Genomic DNA, 16,215 nt, shown 5'->3' with positions numbered 1-16,215 from the left:
AGAGCGGCTAACGGATACTGCACCCGTTAGCCGCTCTTCTTTGTCCGGACTAGTTTCCCAGTTCGAGTATGCGGGAAAACACCGCTTCTGATGATCGCGGATTGTCCCAGGGATTGAACTCCTTCACCCACGCGGCATAAGGTTCCTGGTAGATACTCCGGGACTCTTTCAAGTTTCGAAGAACTTCGATCACGTCTTCACGGGTGCGGCACAGCGGACCGGGGGCCTTGTCGGCCAAGTCAAAATAGACTCCCCGGCCTGCTCCGGTGTAGAAATCCCAGTCCGGGACAAAGAAGACCAGGGGTTTTCCGGTGACGCTGAAGTCGAACATGATGGACGAATAATCCGTCACCAGGACGTCGGCTGCAGCCATGAGGCCAGACGGGTCGTTGAACGACGTTACGTCGATGACGCCGTCGGCTTCCACGTCATGGCCACGTCGAAGACTCACAGAATGACCGCGGAGCAGCACAACGAAGTCCGGGCCCAGCGCTTGGGCCATCGCTCCCGCTTGGATCAGGTCCGGTGAACCCGCGCTTTCTTCCCTCCACGTAGGTGCATAGAGCACAACTGTTTTCCCGGAAGGAATGTTCAGCGAGGCACGGACTTGTTGTCCGAGGTCGCTGCTGTCGAACAGCGCATCGTTTCGGGGATAGCCGGATTCCAGAATCTCTCCGGCGTAGGCGTACGCTCGCTTGAAGACTTCGGTGCTGTGCGGGTTCTGGGAAACCAGGAGGCTCCATTCGTTAGCGTCCCGTTCAATCTTCGCGACCCGGCCAGCTTTATCCCTTGCACCCGGCCGGTCCAATCCGAGGAGTTTTAGCGGGGTGCCATGCCACGTTTGCACCAGGACCTGTTCCGGGTGCCGCTGATACCGATCAGGCGCCCAGCAGTTTGTGATTACGTACTTGGATTCCGCGAGAGCCTTCCACGACTCTGTGCTGTTGCGCACAACCGGAATAGCATCTGCGGGCAGGGCAACTGACAGGTCGGCTACCCCAATGTAGAAGCGGGCATCCGGAAGCCGCCGCTTCGCCTCATTGAACAGAGCCAGCGGGCTGTCGGAGAAGTTCTTACCAAACCAGCTTTCAAAATAGAAACAATCGCTTCGCAGTGCGGCTCCATCACGACTTGCCGAACTGATCTTTCGCTGATTGAATTCACCGAGCTCGGATGGCGACAGCGGGGGACTGACATTAACATAGACTTCGTTCGCCGGAGAACGCTCCAACCGAACGTTTAGGCTGTCTGAGTAGTGAGTCTTATACAGCCGGGCAGCTAATGGCTTGGCAGGGCGCAGGCGGTCGTACGACTCGTCGTTGAACTGGACGCTGACCCTGTAACCGCCTGAGGGTACGGGAGCCGTGCCTGCTTCCAGCGGCCTAACCAGGGGAACTGAAAAGATAAAGCGGCCGGCCGTGTTGGTTACGAGTACCCCCGGGACGGTGGTTCGCTGTCCGTCCAGTGACAGCCCTACCGGCTTCGACTGCTCGCCCGCGTAGGATCCTGAGACGGTTAGGTGCGGGCTGGGAAGAGGGTAAAAATCGATGGACGTCGCCTCTATATTGTGCTGCGCGCGGTCCAAGCGAAGTACACCGCTCGGGCCGGTAGTCAGGACGAGCCCGTCTTCACGGTGGTCTGCCTGCAACGGGCCATTCGTCCAATGTACGAGTCGGCTTTTGTCGCCAGCCTGGACGTAGATTCTCCAGCTTTCCTGGGCGTCTGCTGCAAAGGCCGGCAGGTTCGCGGTGTTGAATGCAATCTCGACCCAATTGCCCTCGCGTTTAAAGTACGAGGCTTCAACCCCGCGCTCGGCATCATCTCTGAGGACTGCCACGTCGGGCGTGAAGCGCCCGCTGCACTTAACCCAGAGACGGAGTTCCTCGCCAACGAGCGACGCTGCGTGGGCAACAGCGATACGCTGGGCAACCTTGAATTGCAACCCGCTGGCGCTCCAACTAGGAACAACCTGGACGCCATTGTCGAAGCCGTTTGCTTCCAGCGCACCCGCCGAACCCCACCTGTATCGATGAGTCAATTTCGATTCGTGCGTCTGCCGGCCGTCTGATACGGCGACATGAGTGGTCAGCATGCTGCCCCGCGCAGTGGCCGCCGCCAGGTGACTGTCAAAGTCGAACACTGCCTCAAAGGCGCACGTTGAAGCGTCAAACGAAGTGTTTGAGCTACGCTCATTGGCCGCCGGCTCGATGCAAGGGCGGACAAGCGCTGTCGTCCGGCGACCTTTGTCGTCCTGCAGCCAGACCTGGACGTCCGTCGTTGCAGACTTCGACACCGGGGACAGCAGGTAGGCCCATAGTCTTACGGTGTAAGTCCGGGCGCCCGTCCAGGCAGCCGCGCGAAGCTCGGCCCTCGCGGGAAGGGCATCCTTTGTTTCTTCCTTGTTCATCTTAGGAAAGTTCGCCTTTGGTTAGGTTCCGTGGTTGTTCGCTTCCAAATTCTACCGTGGATCGATTTCGCACCGTGTGGCCGGAGGCCATTGCGTCCCTGCCGGCGCGAGCCCGGGTTGCTGCCTCCGAGGTGACTCGCACTGGACGTCGGTGGGTGATACGGCACGCAGGAGTGTGGCGGGCGTCGCGGCTTCGAGTATCAGCGGCCTGTGGGTAGTCTGTGGGAATGGCGCCTTGGGGCGGTTCGCATAGCCCGAAGCGGTACATCACGGCCTGGGTCGCCTCGACGGCAGTGGATCGGCGGGACCGCTGGGAAGAACGGCTGCATCCGCTGACTTACAGTCCTAGGAATTGTGAGTGGTAACTACGAGGAAGGACGTTATGACAACTGAATCTTCAAACGAGGCTTTACTTTCTCGGATGAGCAGAACCACTGAAGAGATGGTCGAGCTGATTCGTAGGCAAAACTCCATTATCGAGGCGCAGTCGAGGACATTAAGTGCCTTGCAGGCTCAGGCAGGGGAACACAGAGGAATGCTCGAGGTCTTGGGACGGATCGGGCTCCGGGACACCCTTGCCGATGCCAGGACAGTAATTCAGTCGAGGCAGCTGAGTATGATGGAAACGGTGAAGCAGGTAGCGGAGGGGAAATCCGTTGCGCGTTGGGGTGATGGCGAAATTAAGCTGATGCTTCAACCCGAGTTTGATTTGATGTACCAAAAGGCATTACCAGCACTTGCAGCGGAGCTCGAGGCCATGCTTACTTCCTATGATGAAAACTCATCGAAGATTATTCTGGCAATGCCTACGTTCTTTTCGAGTCGCCTCTGGATGGGTATATTTGCTGAAAATTGGCATCTTCTGAAGCCAATTCTTGAGGAATCCCAGTCCAAGTGGGGCAACACTCATGTTTCCCGGCCACTGTTTTTCCAGAGGCACGGCCACGAAGCTGTCGGGGCTTGGCGAAGCGTCTGGAGTAACAAACGGGTCTGCGTAATCGCGGGGAGGGGCTCCAAATTCGAACTCCTCCCGGAACTGTTCGATAACGTCGCGGACGTACGACGTATCGACTCGGAACCTGCCGATGCTTACGCCACGTTGCCCGAACTCAAGCAAAAGCTCAGGGCCATAGACGATGTCGACCTATTCCTTATAGCACTTGGGCCGTCTGGCACGGTCCTGGCAGGCCACCTGTCTTCCGAGGCAGGAGGCGCCCATCACGCGGTCGACATCGGGCACCTGGCATCAAGCTACCTGAACGTTTTCAAGGGGGGCAAAACGCCGGAACATTTGCCCACACGGGCAGTTCCTTAAAAAGACCCTTCATGGTCGGGGGAATTCGAGGCCGGGTCGCGAACCGACCGTATGGTATCTGTGGAGTGCGCGATAGAACCTGCCGCCGCGTCCGATGTACATGCAAATGCTCGGCTGGATACCCAGCCGAGCATTTGCGTGAGCTCCGTCAAGAAGCGCGAACTGTGGAGCGCGCTCAGCGCCGTCCTGCGCCGGGCCGCTATGCCGAAGGGCTAAGGCAGACCAACGGTAGCGAACTGCATGTTGTGGTCCGAAGGCATCGTTCCCACATAGTTGCCTAAAGCGTCGACCTTGGCGACGTTTTCGTAATAGGGAACCCGCATCTTGGACGTGAAAATGTAGTCGATGTAGGTTCCACTAGTTCCAGCGGCCCCCTGCCGGACGGCACGTTCAAAACCGTTCCAGCTGTTGATGCGCCGGTTCACAACTTTCTCAGCCGTCGCCGCGCTGCTCGGATACCAGCTCTTGTACGTATTACCCAAGGGATCCACTAATCCCTGGCCCGTGAGTACGTCGTAGGGGCCGTTGGACGGCTCCGTCCACTTATTGGAATTCATATCGCCGACGAGAACAACCGGCAGATTGCCCGAATTCCGGGCTTTAATGGTGTCCAGAACGGCTTGGGCCTGCCGCTTACGGAGGTCGTTGGCGGAAGCTTCCTTGCCGATCTCCAGGTGAGCGTCGGCAAAGAACAAGTGCTTACCCGTGGACAGTTGGACTACCTCCGCCCAGGCAACATAACGGGGGTTGGCCGCCGCAGAAGTGGCGGGGAGCATCTTCGAACCCGAACGCACTAGCTTGACAGTCTTCGAGTTGTAGAAGATCTTCGTCCCCGCCGAGGCGCCTTGATCGGCATACACGCAATTGGCGGGAAGCCGTGAATCGACACAGTTATTCCGGTTCGAGTTGGTCAGTTTGTACGCTGCACCCGCGGCCGTTAGGCGGTCGCGCAAATCTTCAAACTGGGTGTACCCGCCCGGTCGGGGATCGTTCAGCCATGTATGTGAGGCTTCCTGGATCCCAATGATGTCGGGCATTTTAGAAACGATTGTCTGTACTACGGCTCCTCGGCGATCCGCCCAGGTCTTCTCCTCCGGAAGCCCCTCTATGCAGGTCGCGCAACGGATGTTGAAAGATGCAACGGACAGCGGGCTGGCGATAGCTGGCAGTACAGGCACTGCCGCGGTCGTCGCCTTGACGACAGTTGAGTAGGATGTGATTGAGGCTCCGGTCGCCGAAAGCGCCCGGACCTGCGCGTAGTAAGGGGTTGCGGGTGACAAGCCACGCACCTCGCCTGAAGTAGTCGAGGCTGTCGCGTACGTCGGGGCACTCATGTCGGCTTTGCTGCTCAACGCCAGCCGATACTGGGGCGCGTTTGGCACCGCCCCCCAGGAGAAGGACAGGGTCGTGGTGCTTTGGATCGTGGATTTCAGGCCTGCCGGGGGAGCGGGTGGGGCCACTAGAGTTTTCGCCGTCACGGCGGCCGAATATGTCGTCAGGTCCGCGCCAGCAGAGTTGAGGGCCTTAATTTTGACATAGTAGGTCGTTGCCGGCGTCAGTCCTCCATAGCCCCCGGTGAGGCCGGACGCGATGTTGCGATAAAAGGGCGCGCTCATGTCGGACTTGGTGGAATACATGAGTCGGTATCCGACGGCCCCGGACACGGAGTTCCAGCCCATGGTCAAGTAAGTGGCGGTCGAAGAAACGGGCTTCAGGCCTGTGGGCGGCGCCGGCATCGGCGGGAGCGTCTTCGCCGTTACGGCGGCGGAGTATGCGGTGAGATCCCCGCCCGTCGAGTTCAGGGCCTTGATCTTGACGTAGTAAGTCGTCGCTGGGGTCAGCCCGCCATAGCCTCCGGTAAGACCGGACGCGATGTTTCGATAGAACGGCGTGCTCATGTCGGCCTTGGTGGAATACATGAGTCGGTATCCGACCGCGCCCGAGACGGAGTTCCAGGACATGCTCAGGTAAGTCGAGGATGTTTGCGAAGTCGACTTCAATCCCGTGGGCGGAGCCGGTGCGGCTACAGCGCTTTGCGAGCCCACCCCGAGCACAAGGGCTAGTGTCATGAGAATCGCTGCAGCGCCTAGCCCTGGGCGCCGTCCTTTTCGCAATCGCATCAACATGTGAAACCTTCCCTTGGTGCCTGAGTCGTGTCGAAACATGTACATCGTTACCGCTTCGTATATCTTGGAATGTGGGAACCGCTGCCCAGCCGCCTGCGCTCAGGTTAGATCTCAAGCAGCGCCTGGGCCGACGCTCCCGCACCAGGTACTATCGGCAGGCATTTTGATTTCGTAAGCCCCGGGGCAGTGCAGCAGCGCCCCTTCCGAGGCGCTGCTGACTTACCGTCAGATCGGACCGCTCTCGGCGGCACGCAATCAGTCGATCCGTGTCATCCCTGATCGGATAGGGACACCGTACAAGTGCATGTTCATGAGCATTGTTGCAGTGTTGACCGTTCGTGGTCCCACATCCGGATGATCCTTAATCTGATTATTTCGAGAATTGAAAAATGAAATCCGGTCCAGGAGCGGACCTATCAGAATGTCCGATATGTATACGAACTGCGGAGAAAAATCGGAACATATGACGGACCAGCGGCTGTAGGCGCCGGGAATAGCCGTGCAGCCTTCAACGACGGCGTGGGTCAGCTCTCGGAAAGCTTGTTGTTTCGAAGCAGGAAAGATGCCGCCTGTCGTGAAATGCGAATCGCGGTGGCGTTCCTCGTAGTACGCGTCAGAAACAACCGGATCCACCGCGACGCAGCGATAGCCACCCTTGATGGCGTGATAAAGAGCGCCGGTGCCACCCTTGGATACGCCATACAAAACGACCGAATCGTGGCCTATTTGGTGCTTTTTGGCCACGGAAGCCAAGAGTCGCTGGATTGCAGAAACGTTGTCCTGCAGATAAGACGTGTTCAGGTAGAAGGCGCCTGCAACCCCGCCCAGGTCTGCGATTCGAAGCACGGCCGTGTCACTCGGCAGATACTTCTGCACTGAGGGAAAGTTCTGCATGAAGTGACGCATGAGGCTTGTTGTATACATGTCCTCATGTATCGCGGAAAAGACGACAAAGAGGCGCTTGGGATTTACACCCGAAGCTGGCGGTGTGTAGGTGTAGACGACTCCGTCGTCAGTGATGCTGTATTCGCCGTCCTTAACCTTTGACCACAGGTCCCGAACAACGTCGTACTTTACTAGGCGGGTTGCATTTTCCTTCGTCAGGTAAGAATGAAATCCATGCTTCGTAAGACCGACCAGGGTAGATTTCGCTACCGGAATCTTTCGGGCTAAACGAATAAGGTTGGTGTCTTCGGCCTGATTTTCGGCTAATGACACATGCACAAATTTTGTATCGTCAGTCAATTGATTGACAACGACTTCCCATGGGGTATCGTAGGAGATCTTTATGACGGCATCACTCATGAAATTTCCATTTTCTAGATAGTCCGGCCGTCACGAGGAAGACGCCGCGGCACAAGGAACGCTAGCAGACGCCGACCGGATTAGGTCTTCGCCGACCGGCAGCGAAGCTTCCAGAAACTGCCCGTGCGCCTTCTGCTGGTAGTTGGAGATATTAAAGACTCGTTGTGGGACGCCGCCGTTGATGTAAGTGTTCAGGCCCTGAAGCAGGCCATCCAGTGAATTCTCAACGAGAAGGCCATATCCGTCTTGAAGGACGTACTTGGCGCCGATGATCTCTGTGGAGATTATGGGCTTTTTGAGCGTCAGGGCTTCCAGGAGCACCATCGGCTGTCCTTCATGATTGGAAGACAGCACGAAACAGTCCGCGCGAGCGAGGGCAGGGAAGGGATTGCTTCGCAGGCCGGCGAGAAAAACGCTGTCAGTCAGTTCGAGGTCAGCTATCAGCCGGTCGAGCGTCAGGCGGAGTGGTCCGTCCCCGAGAATCACCAAGCGACTTGTAGGACTAATCTTTCGAAACTCGTGGAACGCGCGGATCAGCTTTTCATGATCCTTTTCCGGGGACATCCTGCCCATCGTAATAAAAGTCTTGAAGTGCGGTGAGAACCAATCCAGAAGGTCTTCGTCCAGGTCACCGTCGGACAATTCGAGGGTTTTTGTGGGATTGATCTGGTTCACGGCGTGAACGAATTTGTGGTCTGCCAGAGACAGCAGGGACCCCAAATGCTCGCGATTTTCGTCGCTTATGACTTCAGATACTGAAACGAGCGCATCGTAGGAAGGATAAAGACGGAAAATTGCTTCTAAATGCGGGAATCTTCCCAACCATTCACTTCGCATGTCGTTGTGCAGATACGCGATGCGACGCGAAGGTTTAGGAGCGGCCGCCATTAGTGCTGTCCAGAAGGTGGAGTAGCCCTCGAATTCTATGGCGGACGTAAACTTATGGGCACCAAAAATGCGAGTGAATTCTCGGTCGAACGTTCGGCGATATATTTCCATCTGCGCTTCATTAGTCAGCACTCGATGCTTATTCAGTCGATCTACAATCCATTTTTCTTCCGGCGTGAACAGCTGCCGTCCCACCCTGCCGATCACTCTCACATGGGAGGGGAGCTCCTCGAACTTTTCGACCCGTTCCGGATGGGCAGCCGTGTCATCAACCGGTACCACTACGGTCACATCATATTTCTCTGGGTCGATGTGGTTCAGAAGGTTGAGAAGTGACGAAGTAATACCGTTCGGAATGAAGCTGTGATGGAAAAGAAGGGATTCTTTGGCCGGGGCCCCCTTCGATAGCTGATGCGAATCATCGCCGAAGAAAAAGAAGTCCACGGCTCGTGCGGATGCCCGGCCGTCTTCGCGAGGACAATATTCCGCGACCAGGTCCGCGTGCAGCTTGACTCGGTCGCCATCAAGTATCTGCTGGGCAACTGTCGAGACAAGATCGTCGATTGTGTTGGCCGTGGGTATGCCCATTGTGCTGGGATCGATGTAAAGACCACGTTCGCTCTGATACTCATCAAGATCGTACGTGTACATCGTGACGGGTTTGCCTGTAGGAAGGAAGTCGAAGACGATACTTGAGTAGTCGGTGATGAGGACGTCGACGACTGCGAGGAGTTCGTTTGTCTCTATGGAATCCGGAGCGATAGTCACACTCAAATTCGCTCCCGCCAGCAGCTCCTGCGTTCTGTGGTGAGCGCGGAAGATCACATTGCAGTTCAGTGCTGCCAGTCTTGCCAAGTCCGATGTAAGTTGTTCCGTATCGAAATGACTGGTACTCAGCCCTCCCCGCCAAGTGGGGGCGTACAGGACGACAGGGCGCGCGTCGGACTCATCGATTCCCAGGGCCCGCTTCACGCTGGTGCGAGTTTGCTCTGAGGCATTGAGAGTACGGTCGACTCGGGGGTAGCCCGTGATCGCAACGCTCCCCGACATCAACGTGTCCACGTCGTAGCGGCGCGTCAAGACGTCTGCAGTGAATTGGTTCGCCGCCAGCACGTGAGTCGCATGCAGGAAGTTACGCGCCACGTTCTTGTGCTCCAGGAAGCCGGTCCCGATGTCTTTGCCGAGGGTTTTCAGGGGAGTCCCGTGCCAAGTGTTCAGATAGTGCTGGCCGGGCCGGGCGGCGAAGTATGCCGGGAACGTGACGTTGTTAATCAGGTATTTCGCTGTGGCCAGATGGCGTCGGTACCCAGCACTATTGCGCCGGATGATGGCGACGTTGGGGTGCGTTTTGACGGTATGCGGGACAAAGGTCTTGTCATTGGCAACCCAAACGTGGAGATAATCATCAAACTCCTCACGCCGGCAAAGCTCTTCGAAGATAGCCAGGGGGTTACAGCTGATGGCATCGCCGTGGAAGCTTTCATAAAGAACGACGTTTTCTCTCAGCGGCAGACTTTCCCGCCAAGAGGTGTAGTACATGACGTCGAGGAGGCCTTTGTCTTTTCGGTAGCCTGTTGTATCCACCCCATGGGCATCATCAAATACCCTGCTCATACGGAAGCTTGCTGCTGCCGCCTTGAATTCATGAGCGAGCGTCAGGGCATTGCCGAGCCGGTAGTACCAATCCGAATGGACTTCGTTGCTGCGGTCGATGGCCGCTTGATATGCGGAAGCTGCTTGCTGAAACAGACCAAGTGACATGGCTCTCTCCGCCACAGCGATGCTGGCCTGCGGCGCCGGATTTCTCAAAGCAGCCTGCAGTGCGTCGTCGACATGCTTTTCCGCATAGTCGGACGCTGAGATTGGAGCTTCGATGGAGATTTCGCCGCTCCCAGCGAGCGCAGGTGCGGCCAGCAGGTGAGCCGCGCAAGCTTCCTCATAACGATGCAGGCGTTCGAGCACGAATCCGCGCCGGTAGGCCCAGTAAGCGGACGGCTTCGAACTTGACGCGAGACCAAAGGCATATGCCTCGGCAGCGTCAGCCCAACGCTCTAAGCGTTCATTCACGAAACCGCGGCGATAATGCCACGAAAGTTCGGTGGGGTCCATGGCGGTGGCTCTGCGGTACATGTCCGCGGAGGCCTCCCATTCATAGCATTTCTCAAGTGCCAGTGCCGCCCGGTAGGCGAGTGCAGCGTTGTGGGGCTGAATAGTGAGTTCTTCTACGTAAGCAGTTGCAGCACCCGGCCAATCTCCGAGCTGCTGGTAAAAGACCCCGACCCCAAGTGATGCGGCACCGAGCTTCTTGTCCAGTGCGACAGCCTTAGCGAACAGCGCCGGCGCCGTTTCCAAGTCTCCGGCCTGGAGTCTGCAGGAGGCCTCCTTGAAGTAGATCTCGGCTTTGCCAGGAGCCAGACGGTTGGCATGCCCGTAGGCCTCGGCTGCCTGTTCGAACCGGTTCATGGCTTCACATGCTTCTCCGAGCCGAAGTTGCCAGGCCGCGTCGGCACCATGAAGTCCGAGACCGGCTTCCAATGCTTGAATTTCTTGCCAGCGTTGCCCTGCGCGTTTGTGTTCGGCTGCTAGGGACGAGTGGTCAACTGCCGGGGCTGGATCGATGACCGCTGTGTGCGAAGGAGTTTGCTCGGGGACTTCCGGCGCCAGTTTGCCGCGGTGTGTTCCTGGCACGGCATTTCCCGCGTCAACTTGTGAAGAAGCCACGGCGCCGAGCAACGTCAGTAGATCCGGATTATCGCCGTCGGCGTCGGGCCCCCTGCTGTCGCGCACAAGAGTGAGGCACTCCCTCCACTGCTCATTTTCCGGCTCCAAGGAAAGAGCCTGCTCAAGAAGCAGTTGGGCTTCCTGGAATGCACCGAGTCGGAAATGCGCAAGGCCGTAGTGGAACACAACCGCACTATCTCCGTTATGCCCGTTGTGATAGAGATTTCTGTACCCGTCGAGTGCGGCTGGCCAGTCACCAACGCTTTCAAAATGGCGCGCGGCAGCGAATGCGGCTTCCCAGGTACTCATTCAATCTCCGTAGCATGTTCCAGCAATGACAGTTACTGGGTAGTTTGATCATTGTTGACCTGCCGTGTGGCGGGTCCGACCGGCCACACGGCAGCGATCTAGCGGTACGGCATGAATGCGCAGGGGCGCATTTATGCCGGTCGCAGGAAGACCGACTAGATGCTGGCGTTCGCGCGGACCAGATCGTCCGGGAAATCAACCTCGACGGCGTAGAATTCGCTGATGTCCACAGGGGTCCACTTGACGTCATCCTGCTTGATGGTCAATTCGATGGCGCCCTCGAAGTAGTCCTGGTCATCGACTTCAATGAGTCGCTTGAGGAGCTTCTTCTTGTCCTTCGAGCTGACATAGTTGATGCCAACCGCCTCGCCTTGGGCCACATCGGCCGGGACGCGCTTGGAGAGCTCCTGGATCTTGCCATCGGCATCGGTGGTGTACTTGACTTCCTCGTCGGAGACCGAGGAGACATCAACGGTGATGAATGACTCATCGCGCTTGATGTACGGGGCCAGCATTTCCAGAATGTCCGGGTCGAATACAACGTCGCCGTTCATCCACAGCACGCCGCCCTTGGCGGAGTTCCTGATGGCTTTCAAGAGGCTCTTGGACGTGTTGGTCTGGTCAAAATTCTCGTTGTACACGAAGGAGGCGTTGGGGACGTGTTCGAGAATCATCTCGAGCTTGAAGCCAACGGCGATGGTGAGGCGTAGCTTCTTGCCAAACTTGTTCTGCAGGTTCTGGACCTGCTGGTGCATGATGGTCCGGCCATCACTGAGTTCGGTCATGGGCTTCGGGTGCGGACGCGCGAGTCGCGTGCCCATTCCGGCAGCAAGAATTACGGCCTGGATTTTCATGTGTTTGTTCCTCTTCGACGAGCGATCCTGTTGGCGGGAGCGGCGAGCCGTGGCATCACTCAAGATCACCCCGGAACCGATTGCTCGGGCCACGGGGTGCTTCCCCCCGCCTCCAAGCATAACGGTTGCGCAACGAGGCGCCCAATAATGCTGGTCAGGGGCGTTAATACTGTGTTAAGTCTGCGTTGGCCAGCTCGGGAATGCCTTACCTTGGGGCGGAATGGTGCGGATCCGGGCCCATACGATAGCCCCGTCTCGCATGCCGTGGTGGGAATAGAGTCAAAACGGTTTGCGAAGGATCAAGTCGACGTTCTGGTCCAAGTCGCGTCCCAACCTTTCATCACGGTCCAGTCCCGGGCGGTTGCCGGCGAGTTCGAGGCTCAAGGCTGCCATCGACTGGGGAGTTTGTGTTCCCTCGTGGCGCACGCCTTCTGAGGATGAGTGGTCTATCAGGGTCGCCACTATCGACAGTGTTCCGTCTCCGTTGTCGAGGAGTTCCACAATTCTGGACTGTTGAGGATAGTCGATGAGTGATGCCGTAGTGATTTCCCAGAATCCGCCCTTTTCGTGTTTCCCTTCGTGAGGGGTAACCCGATGCTTGTGTATGTGGCCATTCATCCATGCGATCACGTTGGGAAAACGAGAGAGGAGATCCAGGACGGCTGACCGGTTCAGCGGCGGTGGGCTCCCATCGGACGAGGGCTCATCTTTGTCAAAGGAGGACAACGGATGGTGGCTGAATAGGACCACGAGACGATCTTGAACATCCGACTTTATTGGTTTTCCCTTCGCGTCGTAGGCGGTCCGGGACACGCGCCCTAGCTGTTCCTCCAGCCACTCAGCCTGCGGGGCATCGAGCACGGCTTTTATTCCCCCGTCGGGGCTCGCCGTGTTCAGCATGATCCCGAGTACGCCCGGCGAGATCTCAAATGTATAGTAGGGCGTCGTTTTAGCGCCTCGGCCGGAATCGGAGGGAACCGGGGTTCCATTCGCCGGTAAGGCATCAACGAATTCAGCCTTACTGAACGGGCGACGAAGCGTGGAGGCTCTCACCGTCCGCGACGGCATCGAATCGATGAGGCTTCGGCGGTCTGTCTCGCTGGAAGCCTCGACCTTCTTCCAGAAGTCCGATGTGTCCATGCCCCGAGGCAGCCGGATTGGCAGCCGATTGCCGATTCGGAGCGCATCCACGAACTTATCTTTCGGCGAATTGGACACAGCTCGACCGGATTCGTCGTGATTACCAAAGCCTATGTACCAGGGGAATTCTGCACCCTCCGCCAGTACCGGCTTGACAGCAGCGGCGAGGAGTCCGGGAACGGTGGGGTACCCATGGGAGGTTTTCCAGTTGTCCGGGGGGATCAACGAACTCTCCGGTTCAGGATGCCAGATGCTCTTGGACAGTTCGAGGGGAGCCGGGCCGTGATCCTGGACGCCCTGGTAGCCGCCGCCCGGGTGCGCCGTCACCGGAGTGCCCTCGAACGCGCCCATCGCCGCCGTCAGCTCACTGAGAGCGTAGGCGTTGGTCAGATCGCCCGTGGTTACGAGGCAATCGAGGGGGCGCTGACTAACGGGGCCGCGTCGGACATCGTTAAATTTCCGGATCGTTGCATCCAACACGTGAACGGTGAATAGGTCTTGCGGCCGAAATCTAGTCGAGCTGGGAAATTCTTCCGAGAAGTCAGAGTACTGCCAAAGAAAGATCAGCCTCCCGGGATTGGCTGCGTCGAGCACATGAGTGTCGGTGATGTGACCAAACGTGCACAGACCCGTACGTTCGCTATTTACAGTGCGGCTCCGGGAATGCAGCTCTTCGCGTACCAGTGTCTCGATTCCAGGTCCACGTGCGAGCCGCCGATACGGCAGACGCTGGACGCGCCGGGGGCCGAAGATGATAGAGGCGTCCAAGGTGGTCAGCGATGCACCTGACTGCAGTCTTGCGCCCGCAGGGCCGCCATCCTCCGACGGTCGGGCGGGAAACTCCTCGGCCGACCGCACGTCCGTTGATTCGGTCAGTCCCAGGATTGTGGCCCCGATGGCGCCACTGGATGCCCACCGGATGGCGTCCCGTCGTGATACTTGCATCTTGCTCCGCCGTCGCACTTGTCTATCTGGCCTTTCCTGTTCGCGCGGATCTGGCGCTTATCCGCCGGCGAACTCGCGGATCCGGGAACCGACCCCTACGAGTTCCTCGATCGCCGCCACGGTCCGGGCGGCCGCCTTGCCGTCGCCGTAGGGATTGACGGCGTTCGCCATGCCCGCAAAGTGGCCTTCATCATGCAGCAGCATGGTCACCTCGTTCACGATCCGGTCCTCGTCCGTTCCGATCAGCAGCACCGTGCCGGCGTCGACCGCTTCCGGCCGTTCGGTGTTCTCCCGCATCACGAGCACCGGCTTGCCCAGGCTGGGGGCTTCCTCCTGGACGCCACCGGAGTCAGTCAACACCACGTGGGCCACCGACAGGAGGCGGGTGAACTCGCCGTAGGCCAGCGGTTCCGTGACCAGCACGTTGGGCTTGCCCTCTACCGCCGGCAGCACGGCCTCGCGTACCACGGGGTTCTTGTGGACCGGAAGGACGATCATCAGATCTGGCTCGGCATCGGCGATCCGGGCCAGCGCCCGTCCGACGCCGCGCATCGCGTCGCCCTGGTTCTCGCGGCGGTGCGTGGTGACCAGCAGAATGCGCCGGCCGCCGGCGGCCAGTTCTTCGAGCCTGGGGTCCGTGAAGGGGAGCTGCTTGTCCACCGTGGCCAGGAGGGCGTCGATCACCGTGTTGCCGGTCACCACAATGTCCGCCGCGTTGATGCCCTCGGCGAGGAGATTGGCCCTGCTGGTGCTCGTGGGAGCCAGGTGCAGGCGGGTGATCTGGCTGGTGATCTTGCGGTTGGCCTCCTCCGGGAAGGGCGACAGCAGGTCTCCGCTGCGCAGGCCGGCCTCCACGTGCACCACGGGAATGCCGTGGTACAGGGCCGCGATGGCGGCGGCGGTGGATGTTGTGGTGTCGCCCTGGACGACGACGGCATCCGGCCTCGTGTGCGCGAAGAGTTTCTCCAGGCCGTCGATGGTGCGCGTCATGATGCCTGACAGGGACTGGCCCTGCTGCAGGATGGCCAGGTCATGGTCAGGGACAATGCCGAAAAGCTCGTTGACCTGGTCCAGCATCTCGCGGTGCTGGCCTGTGACCGTGACGATGCAGCGGAAATGCGGTGATTCCTGGAGGGCACTGACGATCGGAGCCATCTTGATGGCCTCGGGGCGGGTCCCGAAGATTGGCATGATGCTGAACATGGATTTCCCCCATAAGCGCGAGCGGTGGTTTGTAAGGAAGCTTCAGCCCAGCAGCAGCAGGGCAATAATCAGGGCGGGAACGCTGACCACCACGACGATGACTGCGAGCAGGGCCGCAAGGCGTTTGCGGCCGTAGGCCACTTCCTCGTCGTCGACGTCGAGCTCGGCGGCACGCTTGGCAGTCGCCTGGCGCTCGTCGGACAACGGAATCGGCTCCACGCCGGGGACCAGGAGTACGTCCGGGATTTCCCCGTGCAGCCGGCGGCGGCGCAGGTGCCGCGGTGCGGCGACGAGCGGGGGAGCGCCTTCGGCTGGGTTCTCCAAGGTCTCGTCCTCCTCGCCTTAATGGAACAGTTTCCGGGCTGACTGGTTCGGCCCGCTGCCATCAATTCTTACATTCCTGCCCGCTGATCCACGCATTCGGGCCTAAGGGAGGCGTCGATAAGCCCGCCGGTTTCGATGACAAACCGCCGCAGCCACTGCCCAGGACCAAGATCCGGGTGGGAGGCAACCATCTGGACGTCCGCCGTCGTGCACTGGCTTATCAGGCGGCCGGCGCGGGTCACATGGTAGCTGGAGGTGACCACGGTGACGGACTTCCAGCCGTTGAGCGCCACGAGCCGGGAAATGGCCTGCGCTTCGCCGCGGGTGTCCAGATCGGGCGGCCGGAAACAGACCAGCGACGGATTGGGAAATGCGGCCGAGCCGCAAGCGGCGTCGGCCACCCTGTTGCCGAAAGTGTCGGTGCGGGACAGCACCAGGATAGGGATGCCCAGGTCCTGCTGGATCCGCTGTGCCGCGGGCAATCGTTCCGAGGCCGCGCCGCCGAGCATGATGACGGCGTCCGTGCGGTGCACGCTGAGGGGATCGGTGTTCGCAAACAGTTGCACCGCCACAATCAGCCACAGCAAGAAGCCCCCGGCGGTGAAGGCAAGTGCCCTGCGGGTTGCGGTAGTCACCGCGGGGACGGAAGGAAGCACGGGCCTGAGTCTTTCACGCCCG

General features: G+C 59.0%; 10 protein-coding genes. 1 reads left to right on the top strand and 9 read right to left on the bottom strand.

What is annotated here, in order from left to right:
• Positions 1-49: 49 nt before the first annotated feature.
• Complete coding sequence (locus OM977_RS12635; RefSeq protein WP_264354294.1) at positions 50-2,407, bottom strand: CDP-glycerol glycerophosphotransferase family protein; 2,358 nt, start codon at positions 2,405-2,407, stop codon at positions 50-52.
• A 382-nt stretch (positions 2,408-2,789) separates the two neighbouring features.
• Between OM977_RS12635 and OM977_RS12630 the strand changes: the two genes are divergently transcribed.
• Entirely contained in the window at positions 2,790-3,722 is a 933-nt protein-coding gene (locus OM977_RS12630) for a GT-D fold domain-containing glycosyltransferase (protein WP_264354293.1), read from the top strand.
• A gap of 212 nt (positions 3,723-3,934) precedes the next feature.
• Here the strand turns inward: OM977_RS12630 and OM977_RS12625 are convergent, their stop codons facing one another.
• The 8 genes from OM977_RS12625 to OM977_RS12590 form a co-directional block, all read right to left on the bottom strand.
• Positions 3,935-5,641, bottom strand: a complete 1,707-nt coding sequence (locus OM977_RS12625; protein ID WP_442960646.1) for a fibronectin type III domain-containing protein — start codon at positions 5,639-5,641, stop codon at positions 3,935-3,937.
• A gap of 462 nt (positions 5,642-6,103) precedes the next feature.
• Positions 6,104-7,153, bottom strand: a complete 1,050-nt coding sequence (locus tag OM977_RS12620) for an XcbB/CpsF family capsular polysaccharide biosynthesis protein (protein WP_264354291.1) — start codon at positions 7,151-7,153, stop codon at positions 6,104-6,106.
• Between the two features lie 30 nt (positions 7,154-7,183).
• On the bottom strand, positions 7,184-11,071 hold the full coding sequence (locus OM977_RS12615; RefSeq protein WP_264354290.1) for a CDP-glycerol glycerophosphotransferase family protein: 3,888 nt from the start codon (positions 11,069-11,071) through the stop codon (positions 7,184-7,186).
• A gap of 155 nt (positions 11,072-11,226) precedes the next feature.
• The gene (locus tag OM977_RS12610) at positions 11,227-11,925 is read right to left on the bottom strand and encodes a phosphocholine cytidylyltransferase family protein (protein WP_264354289.1); all 699 of its coding nucleotides are present in this window, start codon (positions 11,923-11,925) and stop codon (positions 11,227-11,229) included.
• Between the two features lie 279 nt (positions 11,926-12,204).
• Positions 12,205-13,833, bottom strand: coding sequence for a TIGR03767 family metallophosphoesterase (locus OM977_RS12605; RefSeq protein WP_264354288.1), 1,629 nt, complete (start codon positions 13,831-13,833; stop codon positions 12,205-12,207).
• A gap of 234 nt (positions 13,834-14,067) precedes the next feature.
• Positions 14,068-15,213 carry a non-hydrolyzing UDP-N-acetylglucosamine 2-epimerase gene (gene wecB / locus OM977_RS12600; RefSeq protein WP_264354287.1) on the bottom strand — a complete coding sequence of 382 codons (1,146 nt, stop codon included), beginning with the start codon at positions 15,211-15,213 and terminating at the stop codon, positions 14,068-14,070.
• A gap of 42 nt (positions 15,214-15,255) precedes the next feature.
• Complete coding sequence (locus OM977_RS12595) at positions 15,256-15,537, bottom strand: hypothetical protein (RefSeq protein WP_264354286.1); 282 nt, start codon at positions 15,535-15,537, stop codon at positions 15,256-15,258.
• A 68-nt stretch (positions 15,538-15,605) separates the two neighbouring features.
• Entirely contained in the window at positions 15,606-16,172 is a 567-nt protein-coding gene (locus OM977_RS12590; RefSeq protein ID WP_264354285.1) for a YdcF family protein, read from the bottom strand.
• Between the last annotated feature and the right edge of the window lie 43 nt (positions 16,173-16,215).

Origin of the sequence: Pseudarthrobacter sp. MM222 (assembly GCF_947090775.1) — a bacterium.
Taxonomy (GTDB): Bacteria; Actinomycetota; Actinomycetes; order Actinomycetales; family Micrococcaceae; genus Arthrobacter.
This window is presented reverse-complemented; position numbering and strand designations above follow the sequence as displayed.